At 66.2% G+C, this 16645-nt stretch carries 18 protein-coding genes; 9 read left to right on the top strand and 9 right to left on the bottom strand.

Annotated elements, in window-relative coordinates; genetic code table 11:
• The first annotated feature begins 190 nt into the window (after positions 1–190).
• The 3 genes from LRG07_RS05055 (at position 191) to LRG07_RS05045 (ending at position 2268) form a co-directional block, all read left to right on the top strand.
• On the top strand, positions 191–1288 hold the full coding sequence (locus LRG07_RS05055) for a DUF262 domain-containing protein (protein WP_238641910.1): 1098 nt from the start codon (positions 191–193) through the stop codon (positions 1286–1288).
• A gap of 5 nt (positions 1289–1293) precedes the next feature.
• Positions 1294–1800, top strand: a complete 507-nt coding sequence (locus LRG07_RS05050) for a HEPN domain-containing protein (RefSeq protein WP_238641909.1) — start codon at positions 1294–1296, stop codon at positions 1798–1800.
• A 96-nt stretch (positions 1801–1896) separates the two neighbouring features.
• Positions 1897–2268 carry a hypothetical protein gene (locus tag LRG07_RS05045; RefSeq protein ID WP_238641908.1) on the top strand — a complete coding sequence of 124 codons (372 nt, stop codon included), beginning with the start codon at positions 1897–1899 and terminating at the stop codon, positions 2266–2268.
• 190 nt (positions 2269–2458) lie between these two features.
• Here the strand turns inward: LRG07_RS05045 and LRG07_RS05040 are convergent, their stop codons facing one another.
• Both LRG07_RS05040 and LRG07_RS13910 read right to left on the bottom strand, forming a co-directional pair.
• Positions 2459–2713, bottom strand: a complete 255-nt coding sequence (locus LRG07_RS05040; protein WP_238634761.1) for a hypothetical protein — start codon at positions 2711–2713, stop codon at positions 2459–2461.
• Positions 2710–2838 (bottom strand): hypothetical protein, encoded by a 129-nt coding sequence (locus LRG07_RS13910; RefSeq protein WP_255772038.1) that lies wholly within the window; start codon positions 2836–2838, stop codon positions 2710–2712. Before LRG07_RS13910 ends, LRG07_RS05040 begins: the two co-directional genes overlap by 4 nt.
• 435 nt (positions 2839–3273) lie before the next feature.
• Between LRG07_RS13910 and LRG07_RS05035 the strand changes: the two genes are divergently transcribed.
• The 3 genes from LRG07_RS05035 to LRG07_RS05025 all read left to right on the top strand — a co-directional run bounded on the left by LRG07_RS05035 (position 3274) and on the right by LRG07_RS05025 (position 7240).
• Positions 3274–4179, top strand: coding sequence for a class I SAM-dependent methyltransferase (locus LRG07_RS05035; protein ID WP_238641907.1), 906 nt, complete (start codon positions 3274–3276; stop codon positions 4177–4179).
• A 76-nt stretch (positions 4180–4255) separates the two neighbouring features.
• On the top strand, positions 4256–6124 hold the full coding sequence (dxs, locus tag LRG07_RS05030; protein WP_370641495.1) for a 1-deoxy-D-xylulose-5-phosphate synthase: 1869 nt from the start codon (positions 4256–4258) through the stop codon (positions 6122–6124).
• A gap of 12 nt (positions 6125–6136) precedes the next feature.
• Complete coding sequence (locus LRG07_RS05025; protein WP_201241891.1) at positions 6137–7240, top strand: RNA ligase; 1104 nt, start codon at positions 6137–6139, stop codon at positions 7238–7240.
• On the opposite strand, the gene LRG07_RS05020 is transcribed toward LRG07_RS05025, so the two are convergent.
• The 4 genes from LRG07_RS05020 to LRG07_RS05005 form a co-directional block, all read right to left on the bottom strand.
• A complete protein-coding gene (locus LRG07_RS05020; protein WP_201241890.1) occupies positions 7237–7473 on the bottom strand; it encodes a hypothetical protein in 237 nt (78 codons plus the stop codon). The genes LRG07_RS05025 and LRG07_RS05020 overlap by 4 nt on opposite strands.
• 107 nt (positions 7474–7580) lie before the next feature.
• Complete coding sequence (locus tag LRG07_RS05015) at positions 7581–8444, bottom strand: VacJ family lipoprotein (RefSeq protein ID WP_238633326.1); 864 nt, start codon at positions 8442–8444, stop codon at positions 7581–7583.
• A complete protein-coding gene (locus LRG07_RS05010) occupies positions 8441–9901 on the bottom strand; it encodes an FAD-binding oxidoreductase (RefSeq protein WP_238633327.1) in 1461 nt (486 codons plus the stop codon). The genes LRG07_RS05015 and LRG07_RS05010 overlap by 4 nt, the downstream gene beginning before the upstream one ends.
• 16 nt (positions 9902–9917) lie before the next feature.
• Positions 9918–11336: a phospholipase D-like domain-containing protein gene (locus tag LRG07_RS05005; RefSeq protein ID WP_201169624.1), complete on the bottom strand. Its 1419-nt coding sequence runs from the start codon at positions 11334–11336 to the stop codon at positions 9918–9920.
• Positions 11337–11462: 126 nt separating this feature from the next.
• Here LRG07_RS05005 and irrA point away from each other — a divergent pair, with 126 nt between their 5' ends.
• Entirely contained in the window at positions 11463–11906 is a 444-nt protein-coding gene (gene irrA, locus LRG07_RS05000) for an iron response transcriptional regulator IrrA (protein ID WP_201169622.1), read from the top strand.
• Between the two features lie 47 nt (positions 11907–11953).
• Here the strand turns inward: irrA and gmk are convergent, their stop codons facing one another.
• From gmk to LRG07_RS04985, 3 genes are all read right to left on the bottom strand, one after another.
• Complete coding sequence (gene gmk, locus LRG07_RS04995; protein WP_201169620.1) at positions 11954–12589, bottom strand: guanylate kinase; 636 nt, start codon at positions 12587–12589, stop codon at positions 11954–11956.
• On the bottom strand, positions 12579–13460 hold the full coding sequence (locus tag LRG07_RS04990; protein WP_201169619.1) for a YicC/YloC family endoribonuclease: 882 nt from the start codon (positions 13458–13460) through the stop codon (positions 12579–12581). The genes gmk and LRG07_RS04990 overlap by 11 nt, the downstream gene beginning before the upstream one ends.
• 79 nt (positions 13461–13539) lie before the next feature.
• Positions 13540–15138, bottom strand: coding sequence for a PAS domain-containing methyl-accepting chemotaxis protein (locus LRG07_RS04985; RefSeq protein ID WP_238633331.1), 1599 nt, complete (start codon positions 15136–15138; stop codon positions 13540–13542).
• A gap of 191 nt (positions 15139–15329) precedes the next feature.
• On the opposite strand from LRG07_RS04985, the gene rph reads away from it, so the two are divergent.
• Both rph and rdgB read left to right on the top strand, forming a co-directional pair.
• The gene (gene rph, locus LRG07_RS04980; protein WP_201169615.1) at positions 15330–16046 is read left to right on the top strand and encodes a ribonuclease PH; all 717 of its coding nucleotides are present in this window, start codon (positions 15330–15332) and stop codon (positions 16044–16046) included.
• Complete coding sequence (gene rdgB, locus LRG07_RS04975) at positions 16043–16642, top strand: RdgB/HAM1 family non-canonical purine NTP pyrophosphatase (protein WP_201241886.1); 600 nt, start codon at positions 16043–16045, stop codon at positions 16640–16642. The genes rph and rdgB overlap by 4 nt, the downstream gene beginning before the upstream one ends.
• The last annotated feature ends 3 nt before the right edge of the window (positions 16643–16645 follow it).

The following is a 16645-nucleotide window of genomic DNA, read 5'->3' as shown; positions in this document are numbered from 1 at the left end:
TTAGGTAGAAGGATAGGTAGGGGCTGCCCATCGGCAAGCAGGACACCTCACACCCGGTCAGGAAGCTCAACCAAATGACTTGCAGTGACTCGGCGCTATACAGACACACTGTCTTCCTGTATTTGGCCCCTTCCATATGTGCCGTGTTTAGATTGTCCAGAGTTTTATAAATAATTGAAAGGTGCCCAGTATGTCGTATTCAGAACAAAATATTGCGAAAGAACAAGAATTAACGGTTTTTGAAGGCGCAGAGAGTGAAGAAGAAGAGCCGTTTGTCTCTTACGACATCGCTACCTACCCGTCGGATCTTACCCTCTCTGTGATTTTCGAGATGTGGAAAAACGAAGATCTGGAGATTCCCAGGTTTCAGCGGCACTTTGTTTGGAGTATAAAGCAGTCATCCTTGCTCATTGAGTCCTTTCTGATGGGGCTACCAGTTCCGCAGGCTTTTATATATGTAGACGAAGCGAACAAAAATCTAGTAATAGATGGTCAGCAGAGAATTCTTAGCGTGATCTATTATTTCGAGGGGTACTTCGGCTCAGAAAATTTACAGGGACGCCGGCAGGTTTTTCGGCTGACTGGATTAAATGAGAAAAGCCCGTATGCCCGCAAGCGATTTGTCGATCTTGATGAGTCAGATCAAAGGAAACTTAAGGGTTGCGTTCTTAGGTTTATGAACGTGCGGCAGCTCGACCCCAAAAAAGAACATACAAGTATATATCATATATTTGAGCGTCTCAACACCGGAGGGACTCCGCTCAAGCCACAAGAGATCAGAAACTGTGTTTTTCGGGGGAAGCTAGTCCAGGTTCTTGGAGAGCTTAACAACCTTCCACAGTGGCGTCGAATCCTCGGAAAACGGGGCCTCGATAAGCATCAAAAGGACGTTGAGTTAATATTGCGTGTGCTGGCTTTATATAAAAAGTGGGGGGAATATGAAAAGCCGATGAAAGAGTTCCTGAACTCCGAGATGCGGAAGAACAAAAACGCACAAGGAAACAGGATTCACAAATTCAAAGAGTTATTCCCCGCGGTTTGCGAAAAGGTAGTTGAAGAGTTAGGCGATAAGCCTTTTCATATCCGAGGGCCGCTAAACTCGTCAGTACTCGATTCCGTCCTGTGTGTACTTATTGAGTCTGGTGCCAAATTCCCGAAAGACTTCGCAGAGCGTTACAAAAAACTTGTTGCGGACTCCAGTTTCGAGGAAACGACATACTACGGAACCAGCGACGAGAAAGTGCTAAAACAGCGATTTGAGATCGCTAAAAAACACCTCGTGGGATAGTGCTTATGGCCTACACCGACCAATTCAGAGCGACTGATGATTACATCGCGCACACCAATGCCCTTGTCAAAGACATAGATGATCCGTTTATAAGACAACGATACATTGGTTTTATCACCATAAGTGCGGTTACTGCTTACGAGTTGGCAATAAAAGATATACTAATAGAGTTCGCGCGGCGCAAACATAACGTATTTGGCGCATACATTGAATCGGTGTATGAGAGGATTAACGGAAAAATATCTATTAAAGACTTGAAAAAAAATCATGTTCCGAAATTTGGTGCAAAGTACGCAAAACGCTTTGAGCGCCATTTGGATAAGTATGAAAAAGAACACTTAACACGCTTTAGACGCAGTATAAAGTCCTCGTACGGTAACATAATAACGTGGCGGAATGTGTTCGTCCATGAAGGAAATCTGGCCGGTAACGCTAGCTATGATGAGGCCGTGAGTGCATACGAAGACGGAAAACAGTTGATTCATGTTGTTGCCAGGACGATGGTTCGCTGAGCTTCGTACTAAGGTCTGGAAAGCCAACCAAGTATGCAGCGGACGCTTGTTCCTCGCGCCGATTAAAGCTTCGTTGGGTTACATAAGGGCACTTATATGATTTATTCGGTTCTGGCTATTCCGGTTTTCGCACTATTCTTTATGTTCGCATGGGGCGCGGCTCCATGCTGGCAGTTTGAGGGTCTTTGGCGTAATAGGTTTGGTGAGCATCCAAATCCGGCCAAGTTGTTTGAGGTTGGTTTGGCGCCTGCATCACGTAGACAGGCTTCGTTCGTGGTCTTTATGGGTCTTTCCGGTATCGTTTTGGGAGCAACTTGGCTGTTTTCTTCGTCACCCATAGAATGGTTATTGTTAGTTGCAGGAGCTTCGGCCATAGGCGGCGCTGGTGTTGGGTATCTGTTGCATCACGTGGGCTCGGGAAAAGAAAAAATTGAGCGATACTTTGAAGTAACGTCACGCGAGAGCTAATGGCCCCCTCGCGAATCGTGTGGGTGACAACGGCTTGTAGCGGGGTAGCCGACGGCCGGCGTGACCCTGTATGTGGTGCCTCGCCGTCTTGACCAAGCGAGGAGCTGCCATGGCCACCGAGCACGGCTTCGTCACGTCCAAGAGGGTCAGGCCAAGAAGGCGGGCGGGCTAGAGCTACACCGCACCGTCGCTAGAGCGTCGAGCAGGCCCATTCGCGTAGTGCGCTCCCGATGATCGAGCCGACGACGGGGAAGACGAGGAACACGCCCAGGCCGATGCCGGCAAGCTGGTAGAGGTAGTGCCGGTGGGTCAGGGCGTGTCGCCGCTTGCCCAGGGCATCGAGGCCCATGAAGGTGGCCAGGCCCGCGGCAAAGGCCGGGGCGACGGTGGCGGCGGTCAGCAGCCAGCCGATGCCTTCATCGAGCAGGCAATGGGCTTCGTTCATAGGCCGAGCATCAGGCCGAAGACCAAGGCCAGGGTGATGATATTGCAGACGGCCATCCGGCCGGGGTGATTCTCGTTGGCCCACATATTCCAGATGATGAACCCGAGTACGACGAGGAACTCCACGGCGCTCTCCGTGCGAGGGGGCAGCCTCGGAAGTATGGCAGATGCGAGGGTCGCTGCACTGCTGCACTGGTGCTGCAGCAGAGTGCAGCAGTTCGACTGGTCGGGACTGGTCGGGGTTTGTCGAAAACGTGTAAAATCAGCAACCTAGAGCGTAAGAAATTGATTAAAAAAGGCCCTGGAACGCACTCATAATGCGAAGGTCGGTGGTTCGACTCCACCCATAGCCACCAGATACCTTACCTGAGTCCTCCCCGTTTTATCCCCAAGTAATGGCCCGAGCGGCAAATGGCCAAAACCGCGGGGACGGCGGTGAGGCGTGCGAGGATTAGGGCCATCTGCGCTTTCCACCGCTGAATCTCCCTGTCTGGAGTGGGGCGCCAACGGCTACCAGGCTCCGTAGTATGATCCTGGTATACACGCGTCCGTGAGCCTGGTATGTCCCCACACCCCGCCCCATCCGACGAACGCCGCGGTCCCGCCGGGAGCGCGCTCGGCTATCTGGACTGGCTATTCAACCCCTTTCAGCGCCGCGATGCCCAGGCCGTTTACGACCTGCTCGGCACCGGTGCGATCACCGCCGAGGGACTCTATCTGAACCTGGGCTACTGGGCCGAGGAGGACGACCTGGATGCGGCCAGCGCCGCGCTGGCGCGGCTGGTGGCCGATACCGCCGGCTTCGGTCCGGAGGACACCGTCCTCGATGTCGGTTTCGGGTTCGCCGATCAGGACCTGCTCTGGGTGCGTAGTCACGAGCCGGCCCGGATCATCGGGCTGAACATCACCGCCTCCCAGGTGGCCGTGGCCCGGCAGCGGGTGGTCGAGGCCGGCCTAGAGGAACGCATCGAGCTCTGCGAGGGCTCGGCCACGGCCATGCCGCTGGCCGATGCGTCGGTGGACTGTGTGGTGGCCCTGGAGTCGGCCTTCCACTTCCAGACCCGGGCGGATTTCTTTGCCGAGGCGTATCGGGTCCTGCGCCCCGGCGGACGTCTGGTGACCGCCGACATCATCCCGCTGCCGCCGGCCAAGCGTGCCGTGGATCGGCTGCGTCAGCGCCTGTCCTGGTGGCTGGTGGCGAGCCGTTTCGCCATCCCCGAGGCCAACCGCTACACACGGCTCGCTTATCCCGGGTATCTGACCGCGGCCGGCTTCGTGGACGTGTACGTGCGCTCGATTCGCGAGCAGGTGTACGCGCCGCTGCACGCGTGGCTGCGGGCGCACCCGGAGACTCTCGAGCGGATTCATCCGGTGGCCCGTCTGCCGGCGCGCTGGGCGCGCCGGATGGATGCGGACCGGCTTTACGCCGGGTTGGACTACATCCTGGCCAGCGCCGTCCGGCCCTAGTGGGTGGGGGGCGAGGCACTTCGACGCCGACCCTGGTCCAGGCCACGCCTGAATCGGCTATCATGCCCCGATGACCATGGGAACGCACGACGAGGACAAGGTATTGCTGTCGGCCATCGATGATCCGGAGGATCTGCGGCGCCTGCCGCTGGAGCGATTGCCGGCCGTGGCCCAGGAGATGCGCGACTATCTGGTCGAGAGCGTCTCGCAGAGCGGGGGGCACCTCGCTGCCGGGCTCGGGGCCGTGGAGCTGACCCTCGCGCTTCACTACGCCCTGGATACCCCCCGCGACCGACTGGTCTGGGACGTGGGCCACCAGTGCTACGCCCACAAGGTGCTCACCGGCCGGCGCAGCCAGTTGCCCCGCATCCGCCAGGCCGGCGGTCCCGCCGGATTCCCCGTCCGCGACGAGAGCCCCTACGACGCCTTCGGGGTGGGCCACTCCTCGACGAGCATCAGCGCTGCCCTCGGCATGGCGCTGGCCGAGCGTGCTGGCGGCGAGCACCGGCGTTGCGCCGCGATCATCGGCGATGGTGGCCTCAGTGCCGGCGAGGCGCTCGAGGCGCTTAACCACGCCGGCGACGTGAAGGCCGATTTGCTGGTCGTGCTCAACGACAACGAGATGTCGATCTCGGAGAACGTCGGCGCCCTGTCCAACTACCTCACGCGGCTGCTCTCCGAGCCGCTGGCCGGGCAGTTGCGCCGGGGTGCGCGGGACATGCTCCGCTACCTTCCGCCGATCCACGAGCTGGCGCGGCGCACCGAGGGTCACGTCAAGGGGCTGCTGGCGCCGGCTACGCTCTTCGAGGAACTGGGCTTCCACTACTTCGGTCCGGTGGACGGGCACAACGTCGAGGGGCTGGTCCGCGTGCTGCGCAACCTGCGCGATCAGCCCGGACCGCGGCTGCTGCACGTGGTCACCCGCAAGGGCAAGGGCTACGCCCCGGCCGAAGAGGACCCCATCTCCTACCACGGCGTGAGCTGCTTCGACCCGGCCCGCGGGCTGACCAAGGGGGCGGCGAGCAAGCTCAATTACACCGATGTGTTCAGCCGTTGGGTCTGTCGCGCCGCCTGCACCGACGAGCGCGTGGTGGCGATCACCCCGGCGATGCGCGAGGGCTCCGGTCTGGTCGAGTACGCGCGGCGTTTCCCTGAACGCTACTTCGACGTTGGCATCGCCGAGCAGCACGCCGTCACCCTGGCCGCCGGATTGGCTTGCGAGGGCGCGCGGCCGGTGGTGGCCATCTATTCCACTTTCCTGCAGCGCGCCTACGATCAGGTCATCCATGACGTCGCCCTGCAGCGTCTGCCGGTGCTCTTTGCCGTGGATCGGGCCGGGATCGTCGGTGCCGACGGCGCCACCCACCAGGGCACCTACGACCTCAGCTACCTGCGCTGCATCCCGGATCTCACCGTCATGGCGCCGGCCGATGAGGCGGAGTGTTGGCGGATGCTGGCCACCGGGCTGACCCTCGACGGGGCCGCGGCGGTGCGCTACCCGCGCGGCACCGGCCCCGGCGTGGCACTGCCCGACGACATGGAACCAGTGCCGGTGGGCCGGGCCGAGGTGCGCCGCGAGGGGGGCAGCGGTGTCGCCCTGCTCGCTTTCGGCGCCCTGCTGCCGGTGGCCGAGGCGGTGGGCGAGGAGCTCGACGTCACGGTGGTGAACATGCGCTTCGTCAAGCCGCTGGACGAGGCGCTGCTGCGCCGGCTCGCCGGCGAACATCGGCACCTGGTGACGCTGGAGGAGAACGTCATCGCCGGCGGGGCCGGCAGTGGCGTGGCCGAGTGCCTGTCGAGTGCCGGCGTGCACACCCCGGTCACCCACCTGGGGCTGCCGGACGCTCCCGTGCATCATGGGGCGCGCGGTGACATCCTGGCCGAGCACGGTCTGGATCGCGACGGTGTCCGCAGGACGGTGCAGGGGCTACTCCAGCAATCGTAGCAAGGAGGCGCCATGCCCGAGGCTTCGCTGGTCGACCAGGCGCTGACGCGCAACAAGGCCCGGCATGAGCACTACGCCGGATTGGACTACATCCGCCTGACCGACGGCTTCTCCGGCTGGCCGCGGGGCACCGTGTTCCTCGGCGATCGTGCCGTACCCGGCTACCCCTCCATCGGTCGGGTGCTGAACCTCGAGCAGGGACTGGCGCAGCACTTCCGGGCCCCGTTTCACGCCGAGGAGAAGATCGATGGCTTCAACGTTCGCCTGATCCGTTACCGGGGCCAGGAGCTGGCCTTCTCCCGGGGTGGCTTCGTCTGCCCGTTCACCACCGACCGTCTGCCCGATCTGATCGACTCCGCCGTCTTCGACGCCGAGCCGGATCTGGTCATCTGCGCCGAGGTGGCCGGGCCGGGCAACCCCTACCTGGAGGGGCACCCCCCGGAGATCGACGAGGACGTGGCGCTGCTGGTCTTCGACCTGATGCGCTGGGACCGCGTCGAGTTCATGGAGGTCGAGGAGCGCCGCGAGCTGCTCCGCGCGCATGGGTTGCCGGCGGTGCCGTATCACGGCCGCTTCACCGCCGATCAGGCCGGCGAGCTGCGCGAGGTGATCGCGGGGCTCGATGCCCGCGGGGTCGAGGGCGTGGTGCTCAAGGAGGAGGGCGACCGGCGCAAACGGGCCAAATACGTCACCCCGGCCTCGGTGGTGCAGGATCTCAGCGCCATGGGGGATGCGCTGCTCGACCTGCCCCCCGAGTACTTTACCAACCGGTTGATGCGCCTGGTTCTGATCCTTGAGGAGTCCCCGGAACTCGACCGTGAGACCCTGCGCACCGAACTCGGCGGGGCGCTGGTCGACCCGCTGCTCGATGCCGCCCGCGAACACCGTGAGACCCACAAGGTGGCCCACCACTTCTGCAGCCGGTTTCGCCACCGCGCCAACGCCGAGCGCTTCGCCGAGCACTTGCGCCGGGTGCCGCAGAGCCAGATCCACGCCACCGTGCGCAGCCTGGAGCAGGCCGCCGACGGCTACTGGGAGCTGCGCTTCGACCGGGTTTTCCCGCGCATCAGCGGGCTGCTGGGCAACTTCCTCAGCGGCGGGCAGGTCTACGACTAGGCGTACTCGTCCACCTGATGGTCGCTATCGCCGCTGCTGGACCGTCGCGCGCGGGCACGCTGGCCGCGGCGCAGCCGCTCATCCACCGCGTCCGGCCGCCCGGTCTCGTCGCCGGAGTGGCCGATCGGCTCGATACGCGGGTACGGGGCCACCGGCTGGATCTCAGCGATCCCCTCCAGTTGTCGGAGGCGGATATCGCGCTGCGTATCCCGGATCGGGGGGACATGGAACACGGCACCCTCCTTCGGCCTGGGGCCGGGCTGGTTACTTCCTAACCAGTGTAGCGGCGCCTGCGTCTGTTGACTTGAGTCACACCGGTGGCGAGCGGTCACGGCGTCCGCTACCAGTCCTCCTCTTCGTCCCAGTCCTCGTCATCCCAGTCGCCGTTTTCCCAGTCGTCATCGTCCCAGTCACCCCAGTCGTCTTCGCCGAGGCGCTCGCGACGGTTCTGCAGGTACGACTCGCGCATGAAGATGTAGGAGTCGGTGCCGGTCTCGGCCATGAGTTCGTCCAGCGAGAGCAGGGCTACCCGGGTATCGATGCCGGCGATGATCGGCACGGTGTAACGCTCCGGAGAGGGAATGTCCGCCCAATGTGTGGGGCTGTGGTATTCACGACTGAAATACTGGGCCGCCAGGCCGCTGCTGTCGCGTGCCGTGCTCGGGCCGAGCAGCGGCAGGACCAGGTAGGGGCCCTCGGGGGCGCCCCAATGGCCCAGGGTCAGCCCAAGGTCGCTGCGCTCCCGCTCCAGGCCGGCGGCGCCAGCCACGTCGAATAGGCCCAGCACGCCGATGGTTGAATTGATGGCGAAGCGGGTGACGCTGCGTGTCCCGGCGCTGGCACGGCCTTGCAGCAGCTGGTTGCCGGCGTGAAACGGCTCGCGCAGGTTGTTGAGGAAATTGCTGATCGGGCGGCGCACTCCGCTGGGCACAGTGTCACGGTAGGCAACGGCCACCGGGCGGATGGCGTAGCGGTCGGCGACCTCATTGAAGGCGTGCACCCGGCGATTGAAACCCTCCAGCGGATCCCAGGTGCCCTGATCCCAGTCGTCGTAGGCGCCCCAATCGTCGTCATCCCAGGCCTCATCCTCGGTGGCCCACTCGTCCTCTCCGTTGGGATTGCCCGAATCCCCGGAGCTGGCGCAGGCGCCCAACAGCGGTAGCAGGGCCAGCAGCAGGGCCCCGTGCAGCAAGCCTCGTCTCATGAAGGGTCTCCGCAATCCGGTGGGGCCGGCGCTTGGGCCGCCGCGGCCCCCTTGCCCGGGTTGAGCAGGTTGTCGGGATCCAGGGCGCCCTTGATCCGCTGCATCAACTCCAGGCCCAGGGGGTCGGCGCAGCGGGCGACCTCGTCGCGCTTCGCCTGGCCGACGCCGTGCTCGGCGGCGACCGAGCCGCCATGGCGGCAGACCACATCGTGCACCGCCCGATGGAAGGCTTCGGCGCGTGCGCGGAAAGCCTCGGGCTTGGCGTCCGGCGGCTGGCTGAGGTTGAAGTGCAGGTTGCCGTCGCCCACGTGGCCGAAGATGCAAGGGCGGACGCCGGGGTCCAGCTCGGTCACGGCGGCCAGGGCCTCGGGAACGAACGCGGCGAGAGTGCCGGGGCGCACCGAGATGTCGTGCTTGATGCTCGCCCCGGCGCGTTTCTGACCATCAGGGATGGCCGTGCGCAGCCGCCACAGCCGTGCGGCGGCGGCCTCGGTGGGGGCGAGCAGGGCGTCGTCCAGGTCGCCGGCGGTCTCGGCCGGTTCCAGAGCTGCTGCCAGCGCCTCGTCCAGGTCCGCCCGCGGGTCGGCCGTGGCGAGTTCCAGCAGCAGGTACCAGGGGGAACCGGGCAGTGGGTTCTCCGGGGTATCGTCGAGCAGCTGGCCCATCCCCAGGGCCTCGGCGCTCATCAACTCGGCGCCGACCACCGCCTCGCCGCTCTCGGACTGGGCGGCCCGCACCAGGGGCAGGGCCGGCTCCAGCCGCGGCAGGGCGAGCAGCGCCACGCGGCGGCTGCGCGGCGGCGGGAGCAGGCGCAGGGCCGCGGCGGTGATGATGCCCAGCGTCCCCTCGGAGCCGATGAACAGATCGCGCAGGTCGTAGCCGCTGTTGTCCTTGCGCAGCCCGCGCAGATCGCTCCAGATGCGGCCGTCGGCCAGCACGACCTCCAGGCCCAGGGCCAGGTTGCGGGCGTTGCCGTAGCGCAGCACGTTCAGCCCGCCGGCGTTGGTCGCCAGGTTGCCGCCGATTCGGCACTGCGCCTCGGAGGCGAGGCTCAGCGGGAAGAAGCGCTGCGCGTCGGCGGCGGCCTCCTGCAGGTGGGCCAGGGTGCAGCCGGCCTCGGCGACCAACAGTCCGTCGTCGGCGTCCAGGCTGCGGATGCGCTGCAGCCGCTCCAGGCTCACCACCACCTCGGTCTCGTGCCGGGGAGAGCCGCCGCCGACGGTGCCGGTGTTGCCCGACTGCGCCACCACCGCGGCGCCGTGCGCTCGGCACAGGGTGACGGCGGCGGCCACGGACTCGGCGTCGGAGGGGCGGACCACCAGTCGCCCGCGGCCTGGAAACTGGCCGCGCTGCTCGGCCATGTAGGGGGCAGTGCGCGTGGGCTCGCTGAGGACGGCATCGGGGCCCAGGCGTGCGCGCAGTGCCTCGGCCAGCGGGTGTTCTGCGGTCTCGACCATGACCGGCATTATGCCGCTAGAGATAGGGGGACGCGAGCCAGCAGGCGGCGTCGCGGACCCGCTCCAGGGGCGGGCGCTGGCGCAGCTCCTCCTCGCTGATGCGGCGCGAGCGGGCTCGGATGCGTTGGCAGTCGGCGGCCATCTCGCCGGCGATGGTGCGGTCGTAGAACTCGGCGTTGAGCTCGAAGTTCAGCCGCAGGCTGCGCGGATCCATGTTCGAAGATCCGACCTGGGCGTAGCGCCGGTCCACGATGAACAGCTTGGTGTGGGCGAACGGCGGTGGCTGGTAGTAGATGTTCACCCCCCAGTGGATCAACTCGCCGAGCATGTGCCGTGTGGCCCAGTGGACGAAGGGCAGATTGTTCTGCTCGGGCAGCAGGACGTTGACCTCCACGCCGCGCAGTGCCGCCGCCTCCAGGGCGGTCATCAGTGAGCGCATGGGCAGGAAGTAGGGCGTGACCACCCAGATCTCCTCGCGGGCCGCCGACAGGGCGCCGATCAGCGTCATGACTAGCCGGTCCAGGTCCTCGTTGGGTCCGTCGGTGATGATCCGGCTCAGGGCGCCGTCCACGTGGGGTCTGCCGCGGTGTGTGGTCCCTCGCTCCTCGCCGGTGGTGAACGCCCAGTCCTCCAGAAATACCTGCTCCATCTGGCTGACCACGGGGCCGTCGACTAAGAAGTGGATGTCCGCTACGCGGTGCTCGCGGTCGGACTGCAGCAGGTGGCGGTCGCCCAGGTTCATGCCGCCGGTAAAGCCGGTCTGGCTGTCGACCACCAGAATCTTGCGGTGGTTGCGCAGGTTGATCGACAGTTGCGGCGGCAGCAGCCGCGGGGGCAGGAAGCGGGCCACCGGCACCCCGGTGCGACGGAGCAGCCGGCTGGCGCGGGGCCAGGAATAGAGTTCGCCGACACCGTCGATGAGCACCCGCACGTCGACCCCACGGCGGTGCGCAGCGGTGAGGGCACGGATGAACTGCCGCCCGCTGGTGTTGCTCTCGAAGATGTAGGTGCTCAGGAAGATCGTCCGCTGCGCCGCGTCGATCGCCTCGAGCATGGTCGGATAGGCCTGCTCACCGTTGCGCAGGGCCTGGACCCGGTTGCCGTACTCCAGCGGCCGCCCGGTGACGGCATCGGAGATGCGGATCTGCTCGGCGTACTCAGGGCCCAACGAGGGGCTGTGGGTCTCCATGGACGGCCCGGGGCTGGGCGGGATGCGCTCCTCAGCCACCAGCTTGCGGGCTCGGGTCTCGACGCGGTTGATGCCGAAGACGTAGTAGAGGAGGGCTCCACCGACGGGGAAGATGATGCACACCGCCATCCAGGACGCGGCCACCTGGGGCTCGCGTTTGGTCAGCAGGGCGTGTACGGCGGCCGCCGGGCCGACGACCGCGGCGATTACGCTGGCGGCGGCGAGTATCCAGGCTGCGGCGTCCATGGGCGCCTAGTCTCGACCTTTTCGCCGCGGTTGGGAAGACGGGCTGCGCGGTTGAGTGGGCCGTCTGCTTTGGATTAGACTAATTCTGTATTTTTCCGCACTTCCGCCCGCGGACAAGGACCCGAAATGACCCAAACCCGAGACAATTCGATCCTCAGCGAGGAGCAGGGTGCCGGCTATCTGCGTGCGGTGGGGCTGCGCCCGACCCAGCAGCGGTTGGCCCTCGCCGGTCTCCTGTTCTCCGGCGAGGATCGCCACGTGACCGCCGAATCCCTCTACGAAGAGGCCACGGCCCAGGGTGTCAAGGTCTCGCTGGCCACCGTGTACAACACCCTGAACCAGTTCAAGGACGCCGGCCTCCTGCGCGAGGTCATCGTTCACTCTGGCAAGTCGTACTTCGACACCAAGACCGAGGCCCACCATCACCTCTACGACGAGGACAGCGGCGAGATCGAGGACGTCCACCTGCAGGTGGATGAGCAGGAGGTCCGGCGTAAGGTCCAGGTCCCCGAGGGCAAGCAGATCTCTGGCGTGGATATCGTCGTGCGCCTGCGTACGGACCGCGGTTAGCCCGGCCGCCGTTGCCGTTGTGGCCTGCCGGGCCCGTGCCGCCGGGCTCAGCGCGCCAAGAGTTCCGCCAGGCGCTCGGCCTGGAGGCGCTGCTGGCGTCGGCAGGTCAGCCGCTGCGCCTCGACCAGCGTGCGTAGCTCCCCCAGCGCCTGGCCGAAGGTGTCGTTGATCACCAGGTAGTCGTACTCGGCGTAGTGGGCGATCTCGTCCACCGCTTCGGCCAGGCGGCGCTCGATCACTTCTGCACTGTCCTGGCCGCGTTCGCTCAGCCGGCGGCGCAGCTCCGTCCGGGAAGGCGGCAGGATGAACACCGACACTGCCTCGGGCAGCACCGCGCGCACTTGCTGCGCCCCCTGCCAGTCGATCTCCAGAATCACATCCGCGCCGGCGTCCAGGCGCGCCTCGACGGCGTCCTGCGACGTGCCGTAGAGGTTTTCGAAGACCCGCGCGTACTCTAGGAACCGGCCCGCCTCGACCCGCTCCAAGAACTGCGCCTCGTCGAAGAAGTGGTAGTCCACGCCGTCGCGCTCGCCCGGGCGCGGTGCGCGCGTGGTGCTGGAGACTGATAGCTCCAGACCGGGAACCTGCTCGAGCAGGGCCCGGACCAGGCTGGTCTTCCCGGCGCCGGAAGGCGCCGAGACGATGAACAGGTTGCCGCGTGGGGGCGTGGGCTTACTCGACATTCTGCACCTGCTCACGCATCTGTTCGATCAGGACCTTAAGGTCCAGGGCGGCGCTGCTGCTGGCCACATGGCCCGATTTCGAGGCGATGGTGTTGGCCTCGCGGTTGAGCTCCTGCATCAGGAAGTCGAGACGCCGGCCCACCGGCTCGGCGGCCTCCAGCAGGCGCAGAACCTCCTGGAGGTGCGTGCCGAGGCGCTCCAGCTCCTCGTCGATATCCTGTCGCTGGGCGATGTAGGCCAGCTCCTGCTCCAGGCGGCCCGGGTCCGCGGGCGCCGGGAGTTCGTCCAGGCGCGCGGTGAGCCGCTCGCGGATGCGCTGGTTGATCGTGCCGCGCTGCTCGGCCAGTTCCGCGACGATGTCGCGAGCGCTCTCAGCGCGGGCGCGAATGTGCTCGGCCAGCTGCTCCCCTTCGCGTCGCCGGGTGTCGCGCAGCCCTTCCAGGGCGTCGTCAAGCAGGGCGACAGCGGCCTCGCGCACCGGCTCCAGGTCCACCGCCGGCTCGCCGAGCACGCCCGGAAAGCGCAGGATCTCCGCGGTGGACGCCGGCTGGGCCGAGTTCCCGAAACGCCGGCCGATCTCCGCGGCGATCCGTGATAGCTCGTCCACCCGCTGCCAGTCCACGTCCAGCCCGCCCTGGCCGGTGGCCTCGAGGCTGAAGCGCAGGGTGCACTCCAGCTTGCCGCGGCCGAGCCGCTGGCGTGCACGCTCACGCACCTGCGGCTCGATGGCGCGCAGCTCATCCGGCAGGCGCGGGTGGAGCTCCAGATACCGGTGGTTGACCGAGCGCAGCTCCCAGGTCAGGCGGCCGGAGCGCCCCCCCCAGTCCCCCTGCGCCTCGCGTCGTTCGAAGGCGGTCATGCTGTGGATCAACGGTGCGACCTCCGGCCGGCGGGTAGGACGCAAATGCTAATCGCTTCGGTGGTGTCCATGCCAGGGCACGGCCGCGGTGTTACTGCTGATCCGCGAAACGGTGCACGAGCCGCGCGGCGTGGTCGATCTCGCCGGTGAGGATCTCCATCCGCTCGCCGGCGCGGTCGGTGCACTGCTGTACCTGCTGCGCCAGCTGGTCGATGTTGCTGATGTTGCGGTTGACCTCCTCGGCCGTGGCGCTCTGCTCTTCGGTGGCACTGGCGATCTGCATGCTCATCTCCTGCATGGAAGAGACCGCCTGATTGATCGCCTCCAGCGCTCCGCGGGCTTCGTCGGAGAGGGCCAGGGTGTGCTCGGCGCGCTCGCTGCTCTCGTTCATCGCGGCCACGGCCCGCCCGGTGCCCTCCTGCAGGGAGTCGATGATGCCCTTGATCTCCTGGGTCGAGGACGAGGTGCGGTCGGCCAGGACCCGCACTTCCTCGGCGACCACCGAGAAGCCGCGGCCGACCTCGCCGGCCCGCGCCGCCTCGATGGCGGCGTTGAGCGCCAGTAGGTTGGTCTGCTCGGTGATCTGCTGGATTAGGTCCAGGGCGGTGCCGATGCGATCGGTCTCCTGGGCCAGTTGATGGGTGATCTCCGAGGAGCCGCGCACCCGCTCGACCAGCTCGCGGACCGCATCGGCGCTCTGCTGCACCGTCTGCATGCCGTGGTGGGTCTGGCTCTGCGCCTGCTCGCTGGTCTCCGCCCCCATGGAGGCGTTACGGGCCACCTCTTGGACGCTCTGCGACATCTCCTCCATGGCCGTGGCCACCTGCTGGGTCTCTGCCGTCTGCCGCTGGGCCTGGCTGCGTGCCTCGCCGATGGCCTCGCCGGCCTCGTTGCGCACCGTCTGCAGGTGATCGGTCACGCTGGCCAGGCGCCTGGGCACGGCGGTCATCTCGGTCTGCAGCTGGAGCATGGCCAGCCGCAGGCGACCAACCTCATCCCGGCGATTGGTGTAGAGTCGCTCGGCCAGCGGATCGTCGACCAGGTGCCGGGCTGCCTCGACCGCCTGGTTCAATGGCCGCCAGAGGTAGGCGGCGCCGCCGGCGGCCAGGGCCGTAGCGGTCAGCGTGACCGCGGCCAGGGCGGCGGTGCCCAGGCCGGCCGCGCTGGCCGCCACGGCGGCTGCGGGGGCCGGCAGGAGCAGGGCGAGTAGCCGCTCGCGGAGTCCGAAACGACGCGCCGGCCGCGGCACCGGGGCGACCTCGCCCTTGTCCGGTTCGGCGGCGCGAACCTGCGCATAGACGGCGGTGGCCCGCTCCACCGCCGCCTCGGAGGGTGGGGCGGTGCGCACCGACTGGATCTCGACGATCTCCCCCCGGGCATCGAGCACCGGGGTCGCATAGGCGTGGACCCAGTAGTGATCCCCGTTCTTGCAGCGGTTCTTGACCAGCCCCATCCACGAGCGCCCGGATTGCAGCGTCGCCCACATCTCGTAGAATGCCGTGCGCGGCATGTCCGGGTGGCGGATCATGTTGTGCGGCTGGCCGATCAGTTCATCGCGGCGGTAGCCGCTGATCTGCTCGAATGTCTCGTTGACGTAGGTGATCCGCCCCTTCGGGTCGGTGGTCGAGAGGATGGTGGCGCCTCGGGGGATGGCCACCCTGCGCTGCGTGACGGGCTCGTTGATGCGCATGGACGCTCCTTGGGAACAGGTGCAGGCGCGCGCCTCCGCCGGCTCTCTTGCGCCGGTGCGGTGCGCCGCCCTGGCACCGGGAGCGCAGCGCCGTAGAAACCCCAGCCCGTATAATCCATTACCCGGGCAACCACGTCCATACTCTCCACCTGGGGCTGCGACCACGCTGCCCCCCATCAGCAGGAGGCACTATGCGCCCAAGCGGTCGACGGGCCGACGAGCTTCGCCCGATCTCCATCCAGCGACAGTTCACCAAGCACGCCGAGGGGTCGGTGCTCATCGGTTTCGGGGACACACGTGTGCTGTGCACGGCCAGCGTCGAGGCGCGTGTGCCGCCCTGGCTGCGCGGGCAGGGGCGCGGCTGGGTCACCGCCGAGTACGGCATGCTGCCGCGCTCGACCCACACCCGCTCGGATCGTGAGGCCGCCCGGGGCAAGCAGCAGGGACGGACCGTCGAGATCCAGCGCTTGATCGGCCGCTCGCTGCGGGCCGCTGTTGATCTGCAGGGGCTGGGCGAACGCAGTGTGGTGGTCGACTGCGACGTGCTGCAGGCCGATGGTGGCACGCGGACGGCGGCGATCACGGGCGCCTTCGTGGCCCTGACCGACGCCCTCGACGGGTTGGTTCGCCAGCGCGCCCTTTCGGCTTCTCCGCTCCACGGGCAGGTGGCGTCGGTCTCGGTGGGGGTCTATCGCGGCGAGCCGGTGCTCGATCTGGACTACGCCGAGGACGGTGAGGCCGAGACGGACATGAACGTGGTGATGAACGATGCCGGCGCTTTCATCGAGCTGCAGGGCACCGCCGAGGGGCACGCCTTCCGGCGTGACGAACTCGAGCGCATGCTCACCCTGGCCGAGAAGGGCGTCGGCGAGCTGTTGCAGCATCAGCAGGAGGCACTGGCGACATGAAGATCGTGCTGGCCACCGGCAATGCCGGCAAGATTGCCGAGATGACCCGCATGCTCCAGGGCTACGACGCCGAGGTGGTCAGCCAGGGGCACCTGGGTATCGACTCCCCGGCCGAGACCGGGCTGACCTTCGTCGAGAATGCATTGATCAAGGCGCGCCACTGCGCCGAGCGCAGCGGCCTGCCCGCGGTCGCCGACGACTCCGGGCTCGCCGTTCCGGCCCTCGGTGGCGAGCCCGGCATCTATTCGGCGCGCTATGCCGGCAGCGATGCCGGGGACGCCGCCAACATCGAGCGGCTGCTCGCCGAGCTGCGTGAGCGCGGCGATGGCAGCCGGCGTGGTACCTTCCACTGCGTCATGGTCTATCTGCGCCACGCCGCCGACCCCGCGCCGCTGGTCGCTCACGGCAGCTGGACGGGGCGGATCGTCGAGACCCCGCGCGGTCAGCACGGTTTCGGTTACGACCCGGTCTTCGAGGACCCGGAGCTCGGCCGGACCGCCGCCGAGCTGGATGCCCCCGAGAAGGACGCCCGTAGCCACCGCGGCCAGGCGCTGCGGGGGCTGATCCAGGGCATCGCTGCGGAGGTGGCCGGGTGAACT

It is taken from the genome of Halorhodospira sp. 9622, from assembly GCF_022228025.1.
GTDB classification, from domain to species: Bacteria; Pseudomonadota; Gammaproteobacteria; order Nitrococcales; family Halorhodospiraceae; genus Halorhodospira; species Halorhodospira halophila_A.
Note: the sequence above shows the minus strand (reverse complement) of the source record. Positions and strands in the feature narration are given on the sequence as shown.